The sequence below is a fragment of the Microbacterium sp. 2MCAF23 genome (assembly GCF_052115565.1).
Lineage (GTDB): Bacteria > Actinomycetota > Actinomycetes > Actinomycetales > Microbacteriaceae > Microbacterium.
Genome location: NZ_JBFRGY010000002.1, coordinates 187889 through 204616 on the forward strand (window position 1 = coordinate 187889; position 16728 = coordinate 204616).

General features: G+C 71.2%; 20 protein-coding genes. 14 read left to right on the forward strand and 6 right to left on the reverse strand.

The features are described from left to right. Nucleotides 1-9: 9 nt before the first annotated feature. Nucleotides 10-1488 carry an aldehyde dehydrogenase family protein gene (locus tag AB4078_RS02355; RefSeq protein ID WP_441975811.1) on the forward strand — a complete coding sequence of 493 codons (1479 nt, stop codon included), beginning with the start codon at nucleotides 10-12 and terminating at the stop codon, nucleotides 1486-1488. 86 nt (nucleotides 1489-1574) lie between these two features. On the opposite strand, the gene AB4078_RS02360 is transcribed toward AB4078_RS02355, so the two are convergent. From AB4078_RS02360 to AB4078_RS02370, 3 genes are all read right to left on the reverse strand, one after another. Continuing rightward, nucleotides 1575-2759, reverse strand: a complete 1185-nt coding sequence (locus tag AB4078_RS02360) for an amidohydrolase family protein (protein WP_441975812.1) — start codon at nucleotides 2757-2759, stop codon at nucleotides 1575-1577. Between the two features lie 79 nt (nucleotides 2760-2838). Then, a complete protein-coding gene (locus AB4078_RS02365; protein WP_441975813.1) occupies nucleotides 2839-3822 on the reverse strand; it encodes a proline racemase family protein in 984 nt (327 codons plus the stop codon). Beyond that, nucleotides 3822-4769: an ornithine cyclodeaminase family protein gene (locus AB4078_RS02370; protein WP_441975814.1), complete on the reverse strand. Its 948-nt coding sequence runs from the start codon at nucleotides 4767-4769 to the stop codon at nucleotides 3822-3824. The genes AB4078_RS02365 and AB4078_RS02370 overlap by 1 nt, the downstream gene beginning before the upstream one ends. Before the next feature lie 227 nt (nucleotides 4770-4996). On the opposite strand from AB4078_RS02370, the gene rpsP reads away from it, so the two are divergent. From rpsP to trmD, 4 genes are read left to right on the forward strand one after another with little or no spacing between them, the layout of a single operon-like run. Then, entirely contained in the window at nucleotides 4997-5428 is a 432-nt protein-coding gene (gene rpsP, locus AB4078_RS02375) for a 30S ribosomal protein S16 (protein WP_441975815.1), read from the forward strand. A 6-nt stretch (nucleotides 5429-5434) separates the two neighbouring features. Continuing rightward, the gene (locus tag AB4078_RS02380; protein ID WP_045273224.1) at nucleotides 5435-5665 is read left to right on the forward strand and encodes an RNA-binding protein; all 231 of its coding nucleotides are present in this window, start codon (nucleotides 5435-5437) and stop codon (nucleotides 5663-5665) included. 2 nt (nucleotides 5666-5667) lie between these two features. Further along, the gene (gene rimM, locus AB4078_RS02385; RefSeq protein ID WP_441975816.1) at nucleotides 5668-6279 is read left to right on the forward strand and encodes a ribosome maturation factor RimM; all 612 of its coding nucleotides are present in this window, start codon (nucleotides 5668-5670) and stop codon (nucleotides 6277-6279) included. Beyond that, nucleotides 6269-6994, forward strand: a complete 726-nt coding sequence (gene trmD / locus AB4078_RS02390; RefSeq protein WP_441975817.1) for a tRNA (guanosine(37)-N1)-methyltransferase TrmD — start codon at nucleotides 6269-6271, stop codon at nucleotides 6992-6994. The genes rimM and trmD overlap by 11 nt, the downstream gene beginning before the upstream one ends. Nucleotides 6995-7056: 62 nt before the next feature. Here the strand turns inward: trmD and AB4078_RS02395 are convergent, their stop codons facing one another. Further along, a complete protein-coding gene (locus tag AB4078_RS02395; protein ID WP_441975818.1) occupies nucleotides 7057-7647 on the reverse strand; it encodes a histidine phosphatase family protein in 591 nt (196 codons plus the stop codon). 81 nt (nucleotides 7648-7728) lie between these two features. Beyond that, the gene (gene map, locus AB4078_RS02400; RefSeq protein ID WP_441975819.1) at nucleotides 7729-8511 is read right to left on the reverse strand and encodes a type I methionyl aminopeptidase; all 783 of its coding nucleotides are present in this window, start codon (nucleotides 8509-8511) and stop codon (nucleotides 7729-7731) included. Nucleotides 8512-8631: 120 nt separating this feature from the next. On the opposite strand from map, the gene AB4078_RS02405 reads away from it, so the two are divergent. The 9 genes from AB4078_RS02405 to AB4078_RS02445 all read left to right on the forward strand — a co-directional run bounded on the left by AB4078_RS02405 (nucleotide 8632) and on the right by AB4078_RS02445 (nucleotide 15917). Beyond that, nucleotides 8632-9144, forward strand: a complete 513-nt coding sequence (locus AB4078_RS02405; RefSeq protein WP_441975820.1) for an MFS transporter permease — start codon at nucleotides 8632-8634, stop codon at nucleotides 9142-9144. Nucleotides 9145-9395: 251 nt separating this feature from the next. Beyond that, a complete protein-coding gene (rplS, locus tag AB4078_RS02410; protein ID WP_440732424.1) occupies nucleotides 9396-9746 on the forward strand; it encodes a 50S ribosomal protein L19 in 351 nt (116 codons plus the stop codon). 119 nt (nucleotides 9747-9865) lie between these two features. Continuing rightward, complete coding sequence (gene lepB / locus AB4078_RS02415) at nucleotides 9866-10651, forward strand: signal peptidase I (RefSeq protein ID WP_440731646.1); 786 nt, start codon at nucleotides 9866-9868, stop codon at nucleotides 10649-10651. Continuing rightward, nucleotides 10632-11291 (forward strand): ribonuclease HII, encoded by a 660-nt coding sequence (locus tag AB4078_RS02420; RefSeq protein ID WP_441975821.1) that lies wholly within the window; start codon nucleotides 10632-10634, stop codon nucleotides 11289-11291. The genes lepB and AB4078_RS02420 overlap by 20 nt, the downstream gene beginning before the upstream one ends. A gap of 53 nt (nucleotides 11292-11344) precedes the next feature. Further along, entirely contained in the window at nucleotides 11345-11671 is a 327-nt protein-coding gene (locus AB4078_RS02425) for a DUF2469 family protein (protein WP_045273217.1), read from the forward strand. Between the two features lie 140 nt (nucleotides 11672-11811). Further along, the gene (locus tag AB4078_RS02430; RefSeq protein WP_440731648.1) at nucleotides 11812-12174 is read left to right on the forward strand and encodes a YraN family protein; all 363 of its coding nucleotides are present in this window, start codon (nucleotides 11812-11814) and stop codon (nucleotides 12172-12174) included. After that, the gene (locus tag AB4078_RS02435; RefSeq protein ID WP_441975822.1) at nucleotides 12171-13700 is read left to right on the forward strand and encodes a YifB family Mg chelatase-like AAA ATPase; all 1530 of its coding nucleotides are present in this window, start codon (nucleotides 12171-12173) and stop codon (nucleotides 13698-13700) included. Before AB4078_RS02430 ends, AB4078_RS02435 begins: the two co-directional genes overlap by 4 nt. Further along, entirely contained in the window at nucleotides 13697-14953 is a 1257-nt protein-coding gene (gene dprA / locus AB4078_RS02440; RefSeq protein WP_440731650.1) for a DNA-processing protein DprA, read from the forward strand. The genes AB4078_RS02435 and dprA overlap by 4 nt, the downstream gene beginning before the upstream one ends. Before the next feature lie 61 nt (nucleotides 14954-15014). Further along, complete coding sequence (locus AB4078_RS02445; RefSeq protein ID WP_440731651.1) at nucleotides 15015-15917, forward strand: tyrosine recombinase; 903 nt, start codon at nucleotides 15015-15017, stop codon at nucleotides 15915-15917. Nucleotides 15918-15959: 42 nt separating this feature from the next. Here the strand turns inward: AB4078_RS02445 and AB4078_RS02450 are convergent, their stop codons facing one another. Further along, nucleotides 15960-16670: a murein hydrolase activator EnvC family protein gene (locus AB4078_RS02450; protein WP_441975823.1), complete on the reverse strand. Its 711-nt coding sequence runs from the start codon at nucleotides 16668-16670 to the stop codon at nucleotides 15960-15962. Nucleotides 16671-16728 lie beyond the last annotated feature (58 nt).

Consider the following 16728-nt stretch of genomic DNA (forward strand, 5'->3'; position numbering starts at 1 on the left):
AGGAGATGCATGTCTGAGAGCACGCCCACCGTGTCCGAGGTCGCCGCGCGGGCGGCGTCCGCGGCCCGCGCCTTCGCCGCCACGTCGCCGACCGATCGCGGCGCCGCGCTCGTCGCGGTCGCCGACGCCCTCGACGCGCACGCGGGAGAACTCATCGCGATCGCGATGGGGGAGACCGGCCTCACCGAGGCGCGGCTCACGGGCGAGGTGAAGCGCACCTCCTGGCAGCTGCGCCTGTTCGCCGACACGATCGCCGGCGGCGCCTACCTCGACGCGCGGATCGACGCTGCGGATCCCGACTACGTGATCGGCCCGCGTCCGGACGTCCGCCGCGTGCTGGAGCCGGTCGGACCGGTGCTGAACTTCGCGGCGTCGAACTTCCCGTTCGCGTTCTCGGTCGCCGGCGGAGACTCCGCGGCGGCCCTCGCCGCGGGCTGCCCGGTCGTGGTCAAGGCGCACTCGGGGCACCCCGAGCTGTCCCGGCGCACGGCCGCCATCGTCGCGGCGGCACTCGAAGGCGCCGGGATGCCGACGGGCGTGTTCCAGCTCATCGAGGGGCAGCAGAACGGCGTCGACCTGCTGCAGGACGAGCGGATCCGCGCGGGGGCCTTCACCGGCTCCACGCACGTCGGGCGTCTGCTCGCGGACATCGCCGCCGCCCGTCCGCGGCCGATCCCGTTCTACGGCGAGCTGGGCAGCGTGAATCCGGTGTACGCGACGTACGCCGATGCCGAGCTGCTGCAGGGCTTCGTCGCGTCCGTGGCCGGATCCGCCGGTCAGCTCTGCACGAAGCCGGGCTTCCTGTTCGTGCCGGCCGACGCCGACCTGTCCGCGGTCGCACCCGCGGTCGGGGGTGTGGCAGAGCACCGCCTGCTGAACCCCGGCATCGGGCGGGCGTTCGAGGGCCGCAGGTCCGCCGTGCTCGGCGCGGAAGGCACGACCGTCCTCGCCGAGGGCGAGGTCCACGAGGACGAGGAAGGACAGCGCCACGCCACGCCCACGGTCGTCGCCGTTGACCTCGAAACGCTCCGCTCGCACCGAGAGGCACTGCTCGAGGAGTCGTTCGGACCGCTGTCCATCATCGTGCGCTACACCGACGCATCGGCGCTGCCTGCGGTGCACGAGGAGCTGTTCCCCGGCAACCTCACCTCCACCGTGCACGCGCGTCCGGCCGAGCTGGCCGACGGATCCCTTGACGTGCTCGTCGACGCCCTGGCCGCCACGAGCGGCCGCGTGCTGTTCGGCGGCTGGCCCACGGGCGTCTCAGTGACTCCGGCGATGCAGCATGGCGGCCCCTACCCTGCGACGACCACCGATGCGACCAGCGTGGGCACGGCCGGCATCACCCGGTTCCTGCGTGGAGTGGCGTATCAGAACGCGCCGCAGGAGCTGCTTCCGCCGCCGCTGCGCGACGACAACCCGTGGCACGTGCCGCAGACCCGCAGCGAGGCCGGCCGCTCCACCGAGTGGGGTGCGTCCGCCCGCTGAGGCGCGAGCACGAGTGAGGCGGCCGGCCCGACGACGGGCGGCCGCCCCTTCTCCGTCCTCGGCGGATCAGCTCTGCCGCCGGCGGATCAGCCGACGGCACGCCCGGCGCGCACCACGAGAGCGCGCGCGTCCTGCTCCCACAACGCCGAGGGCTCGGCCAGGGGGTCGGCCGTCAGCAGCACGGCGTCGCCGTACGCGCCGAGGCCGAGGTGTCCGGCGCGCTCGTCGCGGATGAGGGAGGCGTTGACCGTGGTCATGGATCGCAGCGTCTCCGCCGCGCCGGCCGCCTCGACCTGCAGACGCACCCCGCAGAGCTGATCGTCCTCGAGCTCGCCCATGAGATCGGTGCCGAAACCGACCGGGACGCCGGCGGCGAGTGCGAGACGCACCGCCTCCTGTCCGTGCGAGAGGACCTCGGCGTTCTTGGCGAGGGAGACGGCGTTGAGGCCGATCCCCGCACCGCGTCGGTCCATGGCGTCGTAGGCGGCGAGCGTGGGAACGAGGAAGGCGCCCGCTTCGGCCATGCGCTGCGCCGTCGGGGAGTCGATGAGGTTGCCGTGCTCGATCGACCGGACGCCGTTGTCGATCGAGTGCCGCACCGCCTCCGGGGAGTACGCGTGGGCGGCGACGTAGGACTGCTGCCGGGTGGCTTCGGCGACGACGGCCCGCAGCTCCTCCTCGGAGTACTGGGGCACCCGGATCGGATCCGTCAGCGAGAACACTCCGCCGGACGTCATCACCTTGATCGCGTGTGCGCCCGTGCGCAGCCGGTTCCGGACGGCGAGGCGCAACGGTTCGACCCCGTCGACGATCTCGCACATGTGTCCGTGCGTGAAGCAGATGTCGATGTGCGCGGAGCGCGGATCCCCGTGGCCGCCGGTCTGGCTCAGTGCGGGGCCGGTGAACAGGTAGCGCGGCGAGTCGAAGAGGTCGGCATCGATCGCGCGCGCGAGGCCGATGTCGCCGCCTGCCACGTCGCGCACGGTGGTGAAGCCGCGTCGCAGCGCCGCACCGAGACGGCGGGTCCCGTTGATCGCCGCGAAACTCAGCGGGCCGCGCTCGTCCTCCAGCCCGTCCTGACTCGTGGCGTAGGCGTGGAAGTGTGCGTCGATGAGGCCGGGGATGAGCCAGCGGCCATGACCGCCCACCGTCGTCGCGCCGTCGGCCGGGCGATCGGCGACGCGGCCGTCGACGATGTGCAGGTCGCGCTCCTCGAAGCGCGCGCCGTCCCAGACGGCTGCTCCAAGGATGCTGAGGGATCCGGTGCGCATAGGTACTCCTTGACGGTGATCGGAGGTGAGGGTGAGCCGGGCGAGCCAGGATCCCTCACGATAGGGCCGGCCCCGGACGTCAGCGCAGGCTGAAGCCCTGGGGCAACGGGTCGCCCTCGTCGAGCTCGAAGGCGCACGATCCGACCCGATGCGCGAGGCCGCGCACCTCGGGGATGACGCCGTCCGCGGTGCGCTCGGCGACGGTCGCGTGGAAGCGGGTTCCGAGGATCGAGTCGTGCGTGAGCTCTTCGCCGTCGCCGAGCACGCCGGATGCCGCGAGCAGCGCCACACGGGCGGCTGTTCCGGATCCGCACGGGCTGCGATCCACCTCGCCGTCGGCGAACACCGTCACATTGCGCTGCCAGGGGCCGCGCTCGGTGCGTCCGAGGTCGTCGACCAGGATGGTGCCGTAGACGCCGCTCAGCCGCGCGTCATCGAGCTGGGCGGCCGGATGCTCGTTCAGCGCCCACTTGATCTCGCGCCCGATGCGGATGAGGTCGGCGGTGTGCTCCGGGAGCACGGACAGGCCGACCGCGCAGGCGGGCAGCGTCGCATACACGGCGCCGCCGAAGATCAGGTCGACGTCGACCGGCCCGTGCGACGTCTCCAGGGAGATGCCGCGCGCGAGCACCCGCGACTCCACGTTGCGGAACACCACCTCGGTGATCCGGCCGCCCTGCTGTCGCACGCGGGCCTGCACGCGACCGCTCGGCACATCGATCGTGACCGTCGTCTCGCCGTCCGGATCCGAGGGCACGCGACCGGTGCGCACCGCCCAGGCTCCAAGCGCGATGGTGCCGTGCCCGCACGCGGTGGAGAAGCCGTCCTTGTGCCAGAACAGCACGCCGAAGTCGGCGCCGGCGTCGTCGGGCGGCGTGAGGAAGCCGCCGTACATGTCGTCGTGGCCGCGGGGCTCGAGGCAGAGGAAGCGTCTGACGCCGTCCGCCTCGCCGTTCATCGCGTCGACCCGGCGCTCGGCGACGGTGGCACCGTGGGTCGGCACGCCCTCGACGATCCGGAACGGCTCTCCGGCGGTGTGCCAATCCTCCGTGATCATGGTCATCATCGCTCCTCTCCGGCGCGGACGGCGCGGGCGGCGACCGCCAGATCCTGCCACCCCATGCCGCACGTCTTCACGATCCTCGGCCGGTCCTTGGCGGGGGAGACCTTCCCCGTGAAGAGCTCATGCATCGTGACGAGCTCCTCCGGATGCAGCGCGCCGGCATCCAGGGCACGGATGACGTCCCCGGCCTCCGTCGACGCGACGCGACGGCTCTCCACCACGACCTGACCGCGGCCGAGCAGAGCGGGCGGCAGCTCCGCCTTACCGGGCTCGTGCGAGCCGATCGCGACGACGGTGGCGTCTGTGCGCACCGCGTCGGCGGCGAAGAGCGGATCCGTCGCCGTGGTCGCGCACACCATGAGGTCGGCGGCGGCGAGGTCCGCGACGGATCCGACGGCGACATCCGCCTCCGTCGCGAAGTCCCGGGCGTGGGCGGCGGCATCCGCGGCCTTGGCCGGATCCCGTCCGATCAGGCGTACCGTGCGGAGCGCGCGCACGGTGCAGAGCGCCCGGACGTGCTGCACGGCCTGAGGTCCGGTGCCGAACACGACGAGGTCGCCGGCATCGGGGCCGGCCAGCGCGTCCACCACGGCGGCGCTGACGGCCGGCGTGCGCAGAGAAGTGAGAGCCGTGCCGTCCATGACGGCGATCGGCGCGAGCGTCGTGCCGTCCAGCACCACGTAGACGGCCTGGATGCGGTCCCGTCCGTGTGCCGGGTTGTCCGGAGCGACGGAGGCGAGCTTCTGTCCGGCCATCCCACCGAAGGCGGCGGGCATGAGCAGCAGCTGCCCGTGCGGGATATCGAGGATCGTGCGGGGCAGATCGCCCTCGGGGTCGAAGCCGCTGCGGAGCACCTCGCCGACGGCCCGGATCGCGTCGGCCATGCTCACGCGGGCCGCGAGGGTCGCCGCATCGATGAGGGCGAGATCGGCGATCACATCGGACATGCCCTCACTCTACCCAGTAATATGTCATGCAGTACAGGTCGGATGGCGGTCAAACCCACCGTGATCCGCGTCGTTTCGCCTCAGGGCCGCGGATCTGGCAGAATGGACAGCTGGATCACCGCTCGACCCTCTATCCGGCCGTGATCCACCCGCAGAGCTTCCACCGGGTGTGCACCCCACGCTCCAGGTGATCAGTTCGTCTTCCTTCCACACCATTCAGGAGAATCGTGGCTGTCAAGATTCGTCTCAAGCGCCTGGGCAAGATCCGCGCGCCGTACTACCGCATCGTCGTCGCCGACTCGCGCACCAAGCGCGACGGTCGCGTGATCGAGGAGATCGGCAAGTACCACCCCACCGAGGAGCCCTCGTTCATCGAGGTCGACTCCGAGCGGGCGCAGTACTGGCTGTCGGTCGGCGCGCAGCCGACCGAGCAGGTCGCCGCCATCCTCAAGATCACGGGCGACTGGGGCAAGTTCAAGGGTGACAAGGACGCGAAGTCCACCCTCAAGGTCGCCGGCGAGAAGGTGGCCTTCGAGGCCGACTCCTCCAAGAAGTCGGTCATCAAGCCCAAGGTCGAGAAGAAGGAGGCTCCCGCCGAGGAGGCTTCCGTCGAGACCGCCGCCGAGGACGCAGCCGACGCTGCGACCGACGCGGAGTAATCCGTCGTGCTGGCTGCCGCGCTCGAGCACATCGTCTCGGGGATCGTCGATCACCCGGAGGATGTCACCATCACCGCCACCTCGTCGCCCCGCGGCGACGTCCTCGAGGTGCACGTGCACCCCGATGACCGGGGTCGCGTGATCGGGCGCGGCGGCCGCACCGCCAAGGCCCTGCGGACGCTGATCACCGCGCTCGCGGACGGACGTCGCGTTCGCGTCGACGTCGCGGACGACTGAGCGTGGCCACCACCGACCGCCCGTCAGGCCGCAACCAGCTGCGCGTCGGGCGCCTCGTCAAGGCGCACGGCCTCAAGGGCGCGCTCAAGCTGGAGCTGTACACCGACGATCCGGCCGGGCGCTTCGTGCCCGGCGCCGAGTTCACGTTGCAGGTGCCTGAGGCATCTCCGTGGCACGGCAAGTCCATCACCGTCCGCGAGCACCGGGTGATGAACGGCAGCTCCGTCGTGTTCTTCGAGGGCGTCGACGACCGCACCGCGGCCGAAGGCCTGGTCAAGGCGATCCTGTGGATCGACCAGGACGAGACCGAGGAGCCCGAAGACGACGCCTGGTATGACCACCAGCTCACCGGGCTGGACGTCGTCCGCGATGACGTCGTCGTCGGGCGTGTGATCCGCGTCGATCACCTTCCCGCGCAGGATCTGCTCATCGTCCGGCCTGCATCGGGGATCGGATCCGAGATCATGGTGCCGTTCGTCTCGGCGATCGTGCCGACCGTGGACATCGCCGCCGGACGCATCGTCGTGACGCCGCCCGCCGGGCTGTTCGAGGAGCTCGCGGACGAGGACGCACCCGCCGACGCCTCTGAGCAGGACGCTCCCGGTGCGGATTGACGTCGTCTCGATCTTCCCGTCGTACTTCGACGGGCTGACCCTCTCGCTGCTGGGCAAGGCACGCGACAGCGGGATCCTGGACCTGAACGTCCACGACCTGCGGGACTGGACGAGCGATCGGCACCGCACCGTCGACGACACGCCCTACGGGGGCGGCGCCGGCATGGTCATGAAGCCGGAGCCCTGGGGGCTCGCGCTCGACCAGCTCGCGGCCGAGCCCGCTCGCACGGCTTCTGTTCCGGAGCCGCTCGACGCTCGCCCCACCATCATCTTCCCGTCACCGGCGGGCGAAGTGTTCCGGCAGTCGACCGCGCGCGAGCTCGCCGACCGCGAGCATCTGATCTTCGGCTGCGGCCGTTACGAGGGCATCGACGAGCGCGTGTTCGAGGAGGCCGCAAGCCTGGGCGAAGTGCGCCTGATCAGTCTCGGCGACTACGTGCTGAACGGGGGAGAGGTCGCCGTCATGGCGATGATCGAGGCGATCGGCCGGCTCATCCCCGGTGTCGTCGGCAACCCTGAGAGCCTCGTCGAGGAATCGCATGAGGATGGCCTGCTCGAGTACCCCTCGTACACGAAGCCGTCGGTCTGGCGCGAGCGCGAGGTGCCGCCGATCCTGCTGAGCGGGAACCACGGCGCGATCGCTGCCTGGCGTCGGGAGCAACAGCTCGAGCGCACCCGCCGCCGCCGCCCCGACCTGCTGTCCGAAGAGGGCTGAGCTCCGTCCCGCGCTGCCTCATGGCGACCGACCGAAGGCGGATCGGGATCCTGACGAACTTCTCAGAGCAGGCGCTCTGTTCCGTGGGTGAGTTCGAAGACGATCCCATGCGGGTGGCGCAGCGCGAGCGTGTCCGCATGCCCGTACCCGAGCATGGCGCCGCGCAGCAGCCGGCCGATCATCTCGTGCGTGACGAGAAGCGGTGTTCCTTCACCGGCCCAGGAGCACTCCTCCAGCGCCCGGAGCGCCCGCGGTCGCGCCGACGCGTAGCTTTCGCCACCGGGGAACGCCCATCCGTATCGGTTCTCCGACCGCAGGGCGCGGACACCGGGGTGGGTCTCATCGATCTCATCCCAGGTGCGCCCCGCGAAGGTCCCCAGGTCCACCTCCGCGAGTTCGTCGACGACGACCACGACCACATCGAGGTGTTCGGCGACGATCTCCGCGGTGCGTCGTGCGCGTCCCAGCGGACTCGTGCAGATCAGCCCGACGCCTGAGCTTTCCAGCTGTCGTGCGATCGCATGCGCGTGCTCGATGCCGGCGGAGGTGAGTGGGGAGTCGAGCCGACCTTGCATCCGGCGCTCGAGATTCCACTCGGTCTGGCCATGCCGCGCGAGGAACAGGCGATCCGGCATCCGTGCGGCGAGAGGCATGCCGACAGAATGGCACAGGACCCGCTTCGGCACAGCGGCCGCTCGGCTCCGGGGTACGCCTCAGCGCAGGCGCATCCGGGATCAGTCGACGCCGAGGAACGTGCGGTCGGTGAGGATGATCGGGCCGTCCTCGGTGATCGCGACCGTGTGCTCCGAGTGCGAGCCACGGGAGCCGTCGGCACTGCGCAGCGTCCAGCCGTCCGGGTCGGTGACGAGCTCGTCCGTGGTCGCGAGGAACCAGGGCTCCAGCGCCATCACGAGGCCGGCGCGCAGCGGGAAGCCGCGTCCGGGCCGGCCGTCGTTGGGCACGTGCGGGTCGCCGTGCATGATGCGGCCGACGCCGTGCCCGCCGAAGTCCGTGTTGATCGAGTAGCCCTCGCCGTGAGCGACGGCGGCGATCGAGGCCGAGATGTCGCCGATCCGGTTGCCGACCACGGCCGCCGCGATCGCTGCATCCAGGGCGCGCTCGGTCGTGTCGATGAGGCGAAGGTCCTCATCGCGCGGGGTGCCGACCACGAACGACACGGCGGAGTCGGCGACCCAGCCGTCGACGGAGACGGCGAAGTCGAGGGAGACGAGGTCGCCGTCGCGCAGTGTGTAGTCGTGGGGCAGTCCGTGCAGCACGGCGTCGTTCACGGACGTGCAGATGACCTTCCCGAACGGGCTCGCGCCGAACGAGGGGTGGTAGTCGATGTAACAGGACTCGGCACCGGCCTTGCGGATCATGTCGTGCGCGCGCCGATCGATCGAGAGCAGGTTCGTGCCCACCTTGGTCTCGGCACGTAGCGTCGCCAGCGTCTCCGCCACGAAGCGTCCGGCCGCCCGCATCTCCTCGATCTCGGCGGGGGTGCGCAGTTCGATCATTCCCAGTCCTCTCGTCTGGTCCATTCTCTCCTACCTCTCTGGCGGCCGACGCCTCTCCGCCGGCGACGCTCACAGCGAACGCGCGGATCCGCGTCGGTGCCCCCGACGTAGCATCGCGGTATGTGGATCCGGCGCGCTTTCTTCTCCTGGCTGTTCCCGGCCGCCCTGGTGCTGCCGCTGTGGCTGTTCATCGGCTGGGGCGTGTTCCAGGCCGGAGGCTGGGCTTTCCTCTGGGTGCTGTTCGTCGCTCTACCCTCGGTGCTCGTCGGTGAGGTGGCGTTGGGGTTGCTCGTGCGCGCGCGCCCGACCGTCCGAGAGGAGCGCGCGGTCTCCTGGCGCGACGTCATCGGGTTCACCGTGTGGCATGGCCTCACGATCGCCTTGGGCTTCTTCCCGCAGAGCGCGTTCGGCTGGCTGCTGACCGGCACCATCGTGGCGTTCCTCGGCGTGTTCTGGTCGACCCTCTGGCAGCTCTGGAAGGACCTGGCGGAGCGCGGCAGGGCCGCATTCGCGATCGACGGCGAAGCGATGCGCGCCGCGGCATACGGGGATCCTGGCGGCCCTGAGCGAGAGCGGATGTCGCAGCAGGGAGACGTCTTCGTCATCACGGAGACGGACCGTTCAGGGGCCTGACACCCGGAGCGCGCGGCCGCGGTCTTCCTCGCGCCCCGGGCGCGGCCTCTCCGCGCGCTGAGCCGCGGGCCGGTGCGGGCCGATCCCGTTTTGGTGCGGATCCGGTTCCATGGCAGAATGGTTCTTTGTGCCGTGACCCGGTTCTGCCTCAGGGGAACCCGCGGGCGCTCAGCGCTCCGTTCGGCACACAACACTCCTTTCACCCCTTCCTACATGCATGCGACCTGAGGCGAATGCAGAGAGAGACGATCATGCAGATCCTCGACGTCGTCGACGCGGCTTCGCTCCGCTCCGACATCCCCGACTTCTTCCCCGGCGACACCGTCAAGGTGCACGTCAACATCATCGAGGGCAGCCGCTCCCGTATCCAGGTCTTCCAGGGCGTCGTCATCGGCCGCTCGGGCGACGGTGTGCGCGAGACCTTCGTGGTCCGCAAGATCAGCTTCCAGGTGGGCGTCGAGCGCACCTTCCCGGTGCACTCCCCGGTGATCGACCACATCGAGGTCGTCACCCGCGGCGACGTGCGCCGCGCCAAGCTGTACTACCTCCGCAACCTGCGCGGCAAGAAGGCGAAGATCAAGGAGAAGCGCGACGCGCGCTGACCCATCCGCTTTCGAACAAGCGCCCCGAGACACGGTTCCCGGGGCGCTTGTTCGTTCCCTGGACATGAGAAGCTGGAAGGCGCCGTCAGTCGACGGCCGAGGCCTGTGAAGGATGGCGCATGACGGAAGAGCTCGCGGCGGCCGGACCCGCCGACGCGGTGCGGGAGCAGACGACGCCGCGACGACGCGGCTGGGTGATCTTCCTCCGCGACGTCGTGGTGATCCTGCTCATCGCGGTGCTGGTCTCCTTCCTCGTGAAGACCTTCGTGGTGCGCAGCTTCTACATCCCGTCCGGCTCGATGGAGAACACGCTGCTCGTCAAGGACCGCATCCTCGTCGATGAGGTCACTCCGCACTGGAACGGCTATCACCGCGGCGACGTCGTGGTCTTCAAGGATCCGGGCGGCTGGCTGCCGCCGGCGCCGCCGCAGCCGCCGCGGTCCCCGCTGTTCGAGGCCGGGGAATGGTTCCTCACCCTGATCGGGGTCGCCGCCCCCGACTCGGACGACCATCTGGTCAAGCGCCTCATCGGCCTTCCGGGTGATCATGTCGTGTGCTGCAACTCACTGGGCCAGCTCACCGTGAACGGCGCTCCGATCGACGAGTCGTCGTATCTCAAACCCGGCGTGGGCGACGCACGCGCGTCCAGCATCCCGTTCGATGTCACCGTGCCCAAGGGCGCGGTGTGGGTGCTGGGGGACAACCGCACGCGCTCCGAGGACTCGCGCTATCACCAGGATCAGCCCGGGGGCGGATTCGTGCCGATGCAGAACATCGTCGGGCGCGCATTCCTCACCACGTGGCCGTTCGACCGGTTCGGCCTCGTCGACGGTCACTACGCCGTGTTCAACGGGGTGTCGAAGCCGAAGCCACAGGAGCGCCGCCGTGGCGGTCGTCGAGCCTAGCCTGGTCCTCGAGCGGCGGCTGCTGCGGGAGCACTCCCATCTCATCGCCCTGGACGAGGTCGGGCGAGGAGCGCTGGCCGGCCCGGTGGCCGTCGGCGCGACCGTGGTGGACGCGGCCGCCGCACGACGGCGGGTGCCGCAGGGATTGCGCGACTCCAAGCTGGTGCCGGAGAAGCGCCGGCCCGAGGTCGCCGACCGTGCCGGCGCCTGGGCGCCTGCGAGCGCGGTGGGCTGGGCCTCGAGCGCCGAGATCGACGAGGTCGGCATCATGCGCGCATTGGGCCTCGCCGCGTCCCGTGCGATCATCGCGGCTTGTGGGGACGCCTGGGAGGCCTCGACGGCGCTCGTGATCCTCGATGGCAACCACGACTACGTCTCTGCCGTGCATCCCGGGCGCCTGAACGTGCGCTCGATCATCAAGGCCGACCGGGACTGCGCGTCGGTGGCCGCGGCCTCGGTGCTGGCCAAGGTGGCACGCGATGCCCTCATGGTCGACCTGGCGCCCGAGTTCCCGCACTACCAGTGGGAGCGGAACAAGGGTTACGCGAGCATCGAGCACCGCGAGGCGATCCGTCTGCGCGGGTTGACCCGCCACCACCGCTTGTCCTGGGCGATCGCCGACGCGCCCACGCTGTTCTGACCGCGCGCGAGGATGCGGCCCCGCGGATCCCGCTCTCGTAGGATGGGGGGATCATGGATGACGACGCCTTCGACGACTACGACCGTGAGCTCGAGCTCGCCCTGTACCGCGAGTACCGCGACGTGGTCCTGCAGTTCCAGTACGTGGTCGAGACCGAGCGCCGTTTCTACCTCGCCAACGAGGTCAACGTGGTGCGCCGGGACACCGAGCATGACTTCTACTTCGAAGTGTCCATGAATGACGTCTGGGTGTGGGACATCTACCGCGCCGACCGCTTCGTGAAGTCCGTGCGCGTGCTCACGTTCAAGGACGTGAACGTCGAGGAGCTGTCGCGCCGCGAGTTCGAACTGCCGCAGGAGCTCTCACTCGACGGCGAGTGATTCATGCCGTGGCGGGCGCCCTCTGGCCTGACCGCTGCCCCTCCCGCGATCTTCCTCCCCAGGCGGATGATCCCGCCGATTGCGCACGGGTTGCGTGAACGGCGCTCCACGACGCCGCAGCGGCGGTCAGGCTGTCGATCATGGCAGCCAAAGACGATCTTGGACGCGCGGGGGAGGACCGCGCCGCAGCGCACCTGACCCGACTCGGATACCGGATCCTCGACCGCAACTGGCGGTGCGATCAGGGTGAGCTCGACATCGTCGCGCAGCGCGATGGCACGCTGGCGTTCGTCGAGGTGAAGACTCGGCGCACCCTCGACTACGGACACCCGTTCGAAGCGATCGACGAGCGCAAGCGGCAGCGGCTGTGGCGACTGGTGCACGTATGGGTGCGGGAGCACCCGATGGCGAGCCGGGGGCAGGCGCTGCGGCTCGAGGCGATCGGGATCGTGGGCGCGGATCCGGCGATCGGAGTCCTCGAACACCTGCAGGATCTGCGATGACCGCGCGCACCTGGGCGGTCGCCCTGACCGGGCTGAACGGCCACATGGTGGACGTCGAGGCGGATCTCTCGCAGCAGACGCCGGGGTTCGATCTCATCGGGCTTGCGGACCGCGCGCTCGGCGAGGCGGTGCGCCGTGTGCACAACGCCTGCCGCAACAGCGGCCTCGACCTGCCGCGGCGCAAGCTCACGGTGAACCTGTCGCCCGCCGGCCTGCCCAAGCACGGGGCCGCGTTCGATCTCGCGATCGCGATCGCGGCGTTCGGCACGACCGGATCCCTCGATGAGGTCTCGCTCGCTCGCACGGTGCATCTGGGCGAGCTCGGACTGGACGGGCGGCTGCGCCCGATTCCCGGGGTGCTACCGGCGCTGCATGCGGCGCGGAAGGCCGGGTTCGAGCGGGCGGTGGTGCCCGTCGCGAATGAGGCCGAGGCCCGGCTCGTACCGGGGCTCGAGGTGCACGCGGCCGTGAGCCTCGCCCACGTGGCGTTGCTGCACGGTGCCGAGCTGGCCGAGCTCGGCGATCCTGAACCGGTGCTCGCCGCGGCGACACCGGCGCGGAGTGGTCCTGCGCCGGAGCTGGCGGATGTGATCGGACAGGACGAGGCGGTCGCCGCCCTCGTGGCCGCCGCGGCAGGAGGGCACCACCTGCTCCTGTCCGGTCCGCCCGGCGCCGGCAAGACCATGCTGGCGCGCAGGCTCGCCGGGATCCTCCCGGACCTCGACGAGGAGCTGGCCCTCGAAGCCGCCTCGATCCGTTCGCTGATGGGGGAGAACCTCACCCGCCTGGACCTCCGGCCGCCGTTCGTCGCGCCCCATCACAGTGCGTCGATCGCCGCCATGATCGGCGGCGGATCCCGAGCGGCCCGGCCAGGTGCGATCGCCCGAGCCCATGGCGGGCTGCTCTTCCTCGACGAGGCGGCCGAGGCCCCGGGCGGTGTCCTGGACGCGCTCCGGCAGCCACTGGAGGCGGGGATGATCGAGATCCATCGCGCCGAGTTCACGACGCGCTTCCCCGCGCGGTTCCAGCTGGTGCTCGCCACGAATCCGTGCCCTTGTGGAGCCTTCGGCGTGGTCGGCGAGGAGTGCATCTGCCCTCCCTCCGCGATCCGGCGCTATGCGGCACGGCTGTCCGGTCCGATCCGGGACAGGCTCGACATCGAGGTGCGGGTCGCCCGTGTCTCGGCCGCCCAGGTCAGCACGCAGGAGCGCGGCACGCTCTCGACGGCCGATGCGCGCGGGCGGGTCGAGGAGGCGCGGGACCGCGCTGCGCGGCGCTGGAGGGGCACGCCGTGGCGGCTCAACGCGCACGTGCCAGGCACATGGCTGCGCCAGGGAGATTTCCGGCTCCCCGCCGAGGCGCGGGCGCCGTTGGATCGCGCGTTGCAACGCGGGGCCCTCACGCTGCGCGGATACGACCGGGTCCTGCGGCTGGCGTGGTCGGTAGCCGACCTGGCGGGTGCGGACGCACCGGGGCTCGCCCATGTGGGGCGCGCCCTGTTCCTGAAGAAGGGGATGACGGCATGAGCGCGACGGAGCAGACCACTGCGGCGGGGAGCGCGGAGCGCAGCGAGCGGCGCGCACCGGGCGGCGGAGCACTCGCGGCACGGTTGCGCGCCTTCCGGGAGGACGAGCGCTTCCTTGAGGCGGCCACCCGTGTCCGTCCCGATGCGGAGCGGCCCGAGGTGCGTGACGGCCTGATCTGGAATCTCATCACCGAGCCTGGCGACGGCGTCGCGGGCGCGCTCGTCGCCGCGCTCGGGCCCCAGGAGGCACTGGACCTCATGGCGAGCGGTGAGGGGGATCGCCAGGATGGCGTGGACGACCGCCCGGCAGCGGGAGCGCTGCGGGACGGGCGGCGACGCTGGGCTCCCCGGCTCGACCCGCTGCCGCATCTCGGAGCGCTGCGGACCGCAGCACGCATCGGAGCGAGCCTTCTGCTGCCGCCCGATCCGGAATGGCCCGCGTGCGCAGCAGATCTGGGTGCGCATGCCCCGCACGCGCTGTGGCTGCGTGGCGATCCGACGGTGCTGACGGGAGACGGCGTCGCGCTCGTCGGCGCCAGGGCCTCGTCGAGCTACGGCGAACACGTCGCGGGGGAGCTGGCGGCCGAGCTCGCCGCAGAGGGGCGCGTGATCTTCTCCGGAGGCGCGTACGGGATCGACGGTACGGCGCACCGCGCCGCGCTTCGTGCCGGAGGAAGGACGGTGGCCGTGCTCGCCGGAGGGGTGGATCGGCCTTACCCGAGCGGGCATGCGCAGCTGTTCGAGCGGATTCTGACGAGTGGCGCGCTGGTGAGCGAGGTGGCCTGCGGCACCGCCCCGACCAAGTGGCGGTTCCTGGCACGCAACAGGCTGATCAGTGCGCTCTCCGCCGCGACGGTCGTGGTCGAGGCCGGGCACCGCAGCGGGTCCCTGAACACGGCGGGGCACGCGGCCGCGCTCGGCAGACCGCTCGGCGCCGTACCGGGTCCGATCACCTCGACCGCGTCCGCGGGCTGCCACCGGCTGCTGCGCGACTACGACGCGCGCTGCATCACGTCCGTCGCCGACGTGCGCGAGCTGCTCGGGGTCGCCGCGGTGACGCCGGCGACGGCCTCGGAGGATCCGGACATGGTGCGCCTGGCCGACGCGCTGAACGTGCGCACGCCACGCAGCAGCACGCAGCTCGCGCAGCGCAGCGGGCTGAGCGCGGATCGAGTCGAGGCGCTCCTCGGCATCTTGGAGCTGGATGGCAGCGCGGTCCGCTCCGAGCACGGGTGGCGCAGCATCCTGCAATGAGAGGTCGTGGTGCCCGCGCGTGCTCCCGCCGGTGCAGAGCCGGGGAGCGCATGCTGGAGTCATGCGCGTATCCGAGGCCGCCACGGCGTTCACGACGCACCTCGCCCAGGTGCGGCGGCTGTCGCCGGCGACGGTGCGCGCGTACCGGTCGGATCTGGCCGATCTCGCGGCGTCGACGGCGGATGCGGCGCTCGACGACGTCGATCTCGAGGCGCTGCGGGACTGGCTGTGGCGAGCCACGCAGCGGGGTGACGCGCGATCGACCCTGGCTCGACGGACGGCGGCGGTGCGCTCGTTCTTCGCCTGGGCCGCCGAGGCCGGGCTCATCGCGCACGACCCCGCGCTGCGCCTCGTGACACCCAAGCGGGGGCGCACCCTGCCGGCGGTGGCATCGGCCGACGCGATGCGCGTGCTGCTCGACGAGGCGCGCGACGCCGCACTCGACGGAGATCCTGTCCGCCTTCGCGACAGCGCGATCCTGGAGCTCCTGTACGGATCGGGCATGCGCGTCTCCGAGTTGTGCGGGCTCGCCGTCGACGACGTCGACCTCGACCGAGGCACCGCCCGCGTGCTCGGCAAGGGCGACAGGGAGCGCGTCGTGCCGTTCGGCGCGCCGGCGCGTGATGCGGTCGCCTCGTACCTGCGCCGCGCCCGACCCGTGCTCGTCGCACGCGCGGAGCGGCCAGGCCCTGCGCTGTTCCGCGGTGCGCGCGGAGGAGCCCTGGGACCGCGCGCGGTGTACGAACTGGTCGCCCGTGTGCTCGCGCCCGTGATCGGCGCGGAGACCGTGGGACCCCACGCGCTCCGCCACTCCGCTGCCACGCACCTGCTCGACGGTGGAGCGGACCTGCGCGCGGTGCAGGAGATCCTCGGGCACGCGAGTCTGGGGACAACCCAGATCTACACGCACGTCTCGGCGGAGCGCCTCGCGGCGAGCTACCGCCTCGCGCACCCACGGGCGTGACGGACGCACGGACGCGCGTCGCCATCATGCCCGTGGCAGTGGTCAGCAGCCGTCGGTCCCGCAGGGCAGCAGCACCGCGCGCGGCACGTCGCCGAACAGCAGCAGGGGGTTGATGTAGACGCCGTTCCAGCGCACACCGACGTGCAGGGCACCGGCGGGCGTATGCCCGCCGGTGGACAGGGTCGCGATGACCTCCCCTCGATGCACGATCGTGCCGGGGGCCAACTCCGACTGCACGGGCTCGAACGTCGTGACCAGGCCGTTGCCGTGGTCGATCGTCAGCAGCGGACGGTCGACGACCACGCCTCGGAACGCGATCACGCCGTCGGCCGGTGCTCGGGCCCCGCCTGTCGCCGCGATGTCCATGCCGCGGTGCCCGGGTCCGTAGTCGTGCGCGGGGGCCCGGAACGGCACGAGCACCGAACGCGCGCCCTCGATCGGCCAGAGCCAATCGTGGTCCGGCAGCGAGGAGGAGCCACCCGCCGAAGCGCGCCCCTCCGCTGCCGGACCAAGGCCCGGAGTCGCGGGACCAAGGCCCGAAGCTGCCGGACCCCGGCCCGAAACCCGCGAACTCACCTCGACCTGACCGACGTCGCCGGTGCGTGCAGGACCTCCAGCCGCGACCGCCGCCGGCGTCGCCGCCGAAAGCACCACGGGAAGCAGCCCGCCGAGCAATGCGGCCGCCACCGCGAGCAGCCCGAGCGGCGGACGCCCGCCGCGATTCGGGGAGGCAAGGCGGCGAGGAGAGTGCATCCTCCGATCCTCCGCCGTGCGGCGTTCGCTCAGTGAGTCTTCCGCGCAATCGGTGCAC

Coding starts and splice junctions, on each gene's coding strand:
- AB4078_RS02355 (WP_441975811.1), top strand. CDS start 10: ATGTCTGAGAGCACGCCCACCGTGTCCGAGGTCGCCGCGCGGGCGGCG.
- AB4078_RS02360 (WP_441975812.1), bottom strand. CDS start 2,759: ATGCGCACCGGATCCCTCAGCATCCTTGGAGCAGCCGTCTGGGACGGC.
- AB4078_RS02365 (WP_441975813.1), bottom strand. CDS start 3,822: ATGACCATGATCACGGAGGATTGGCACACCGCCGGAGAGCCGTTCCGG.
- AB4078_RS02370 (WP_441975814.1), bottom strand. CDS start 4,769: ATGTCCGATGTGATCGCCGATCTCGCCCTCATCGATGCGGCGACCCTC.
- AB4078_RS02395 (WP_441975818.1), bottom strand. CDS start 7,647: ATGCCTCTCGCCGCACGGATGCCGGATCGCCTGTTCCTCGCGCGGCAT.
- map (WP_441975819.1), bottom strand. CDS start 8,511: ATGATCGAACTGCGCACCCCCGCCGAGATCGAGGAGATGCGGGCGGCC.
- AB4078_RS02405 (WP_441975820.1), top strand. CDS start 8,632: ATGTGGATCCGGCGCGCTTTCTTCTCCTGGCTGTTCCCGGCCGCCCTG.
- rplS (WP_440732424.1), top strand. CDS start 9,396: ATGCAGATCCTCGACGTCGTCGACGCGGCTTCGCTCCGCTCCGACATC.
- lepB (WP_440731646.1), top strand. CDS start 9,866: ATGACGGAAGAGCTCGCGGCGGCCGGACCCGCCGACGCGGTGCGGGAG.
- AB4078_RS02425 (WP_045273217.1), top strand. CDS start 11,345: ATGGATGACGACGCCTTCGACGACTACGACCGTGAGCTCGAGCTCGCC.
- AB4078_RS02430 (WP_440731648.1), top strand. CDS start 11,812: ATGGCAGCCAAAGACGATCTTGGACGCGCGGGGGAGGACCGCGCCGCA.
- AB4078_RS02435 (WP_441975822.1), top strand. CDS start 12,171: ATGACCGCGCGCACCTGGGCGGTCGCCCTGACCGGGCTGAACGGCCAC.
- dprA (WP_440731650.1), top strand. CDS start 13,697: ATGAGCGCGACGGAGCAGACCACTGCGGCGGGGAGCGCGGAGCGCAGC.
- AB4078_RS02445 (WP_440731651.1), top strand. CDS start 15,015: ATGCGCGTATCCGAGGCCGCCACGGCGTTCACGACGCACCTCGCCCAG.
- AB4078_RS02450 (WP_441975823.1), bottom strand. CDS start 16,670: ATGCACTCTCCTCGCCGCCTTGCCTCCCCGAATCGCGGCGGGCGTCCG.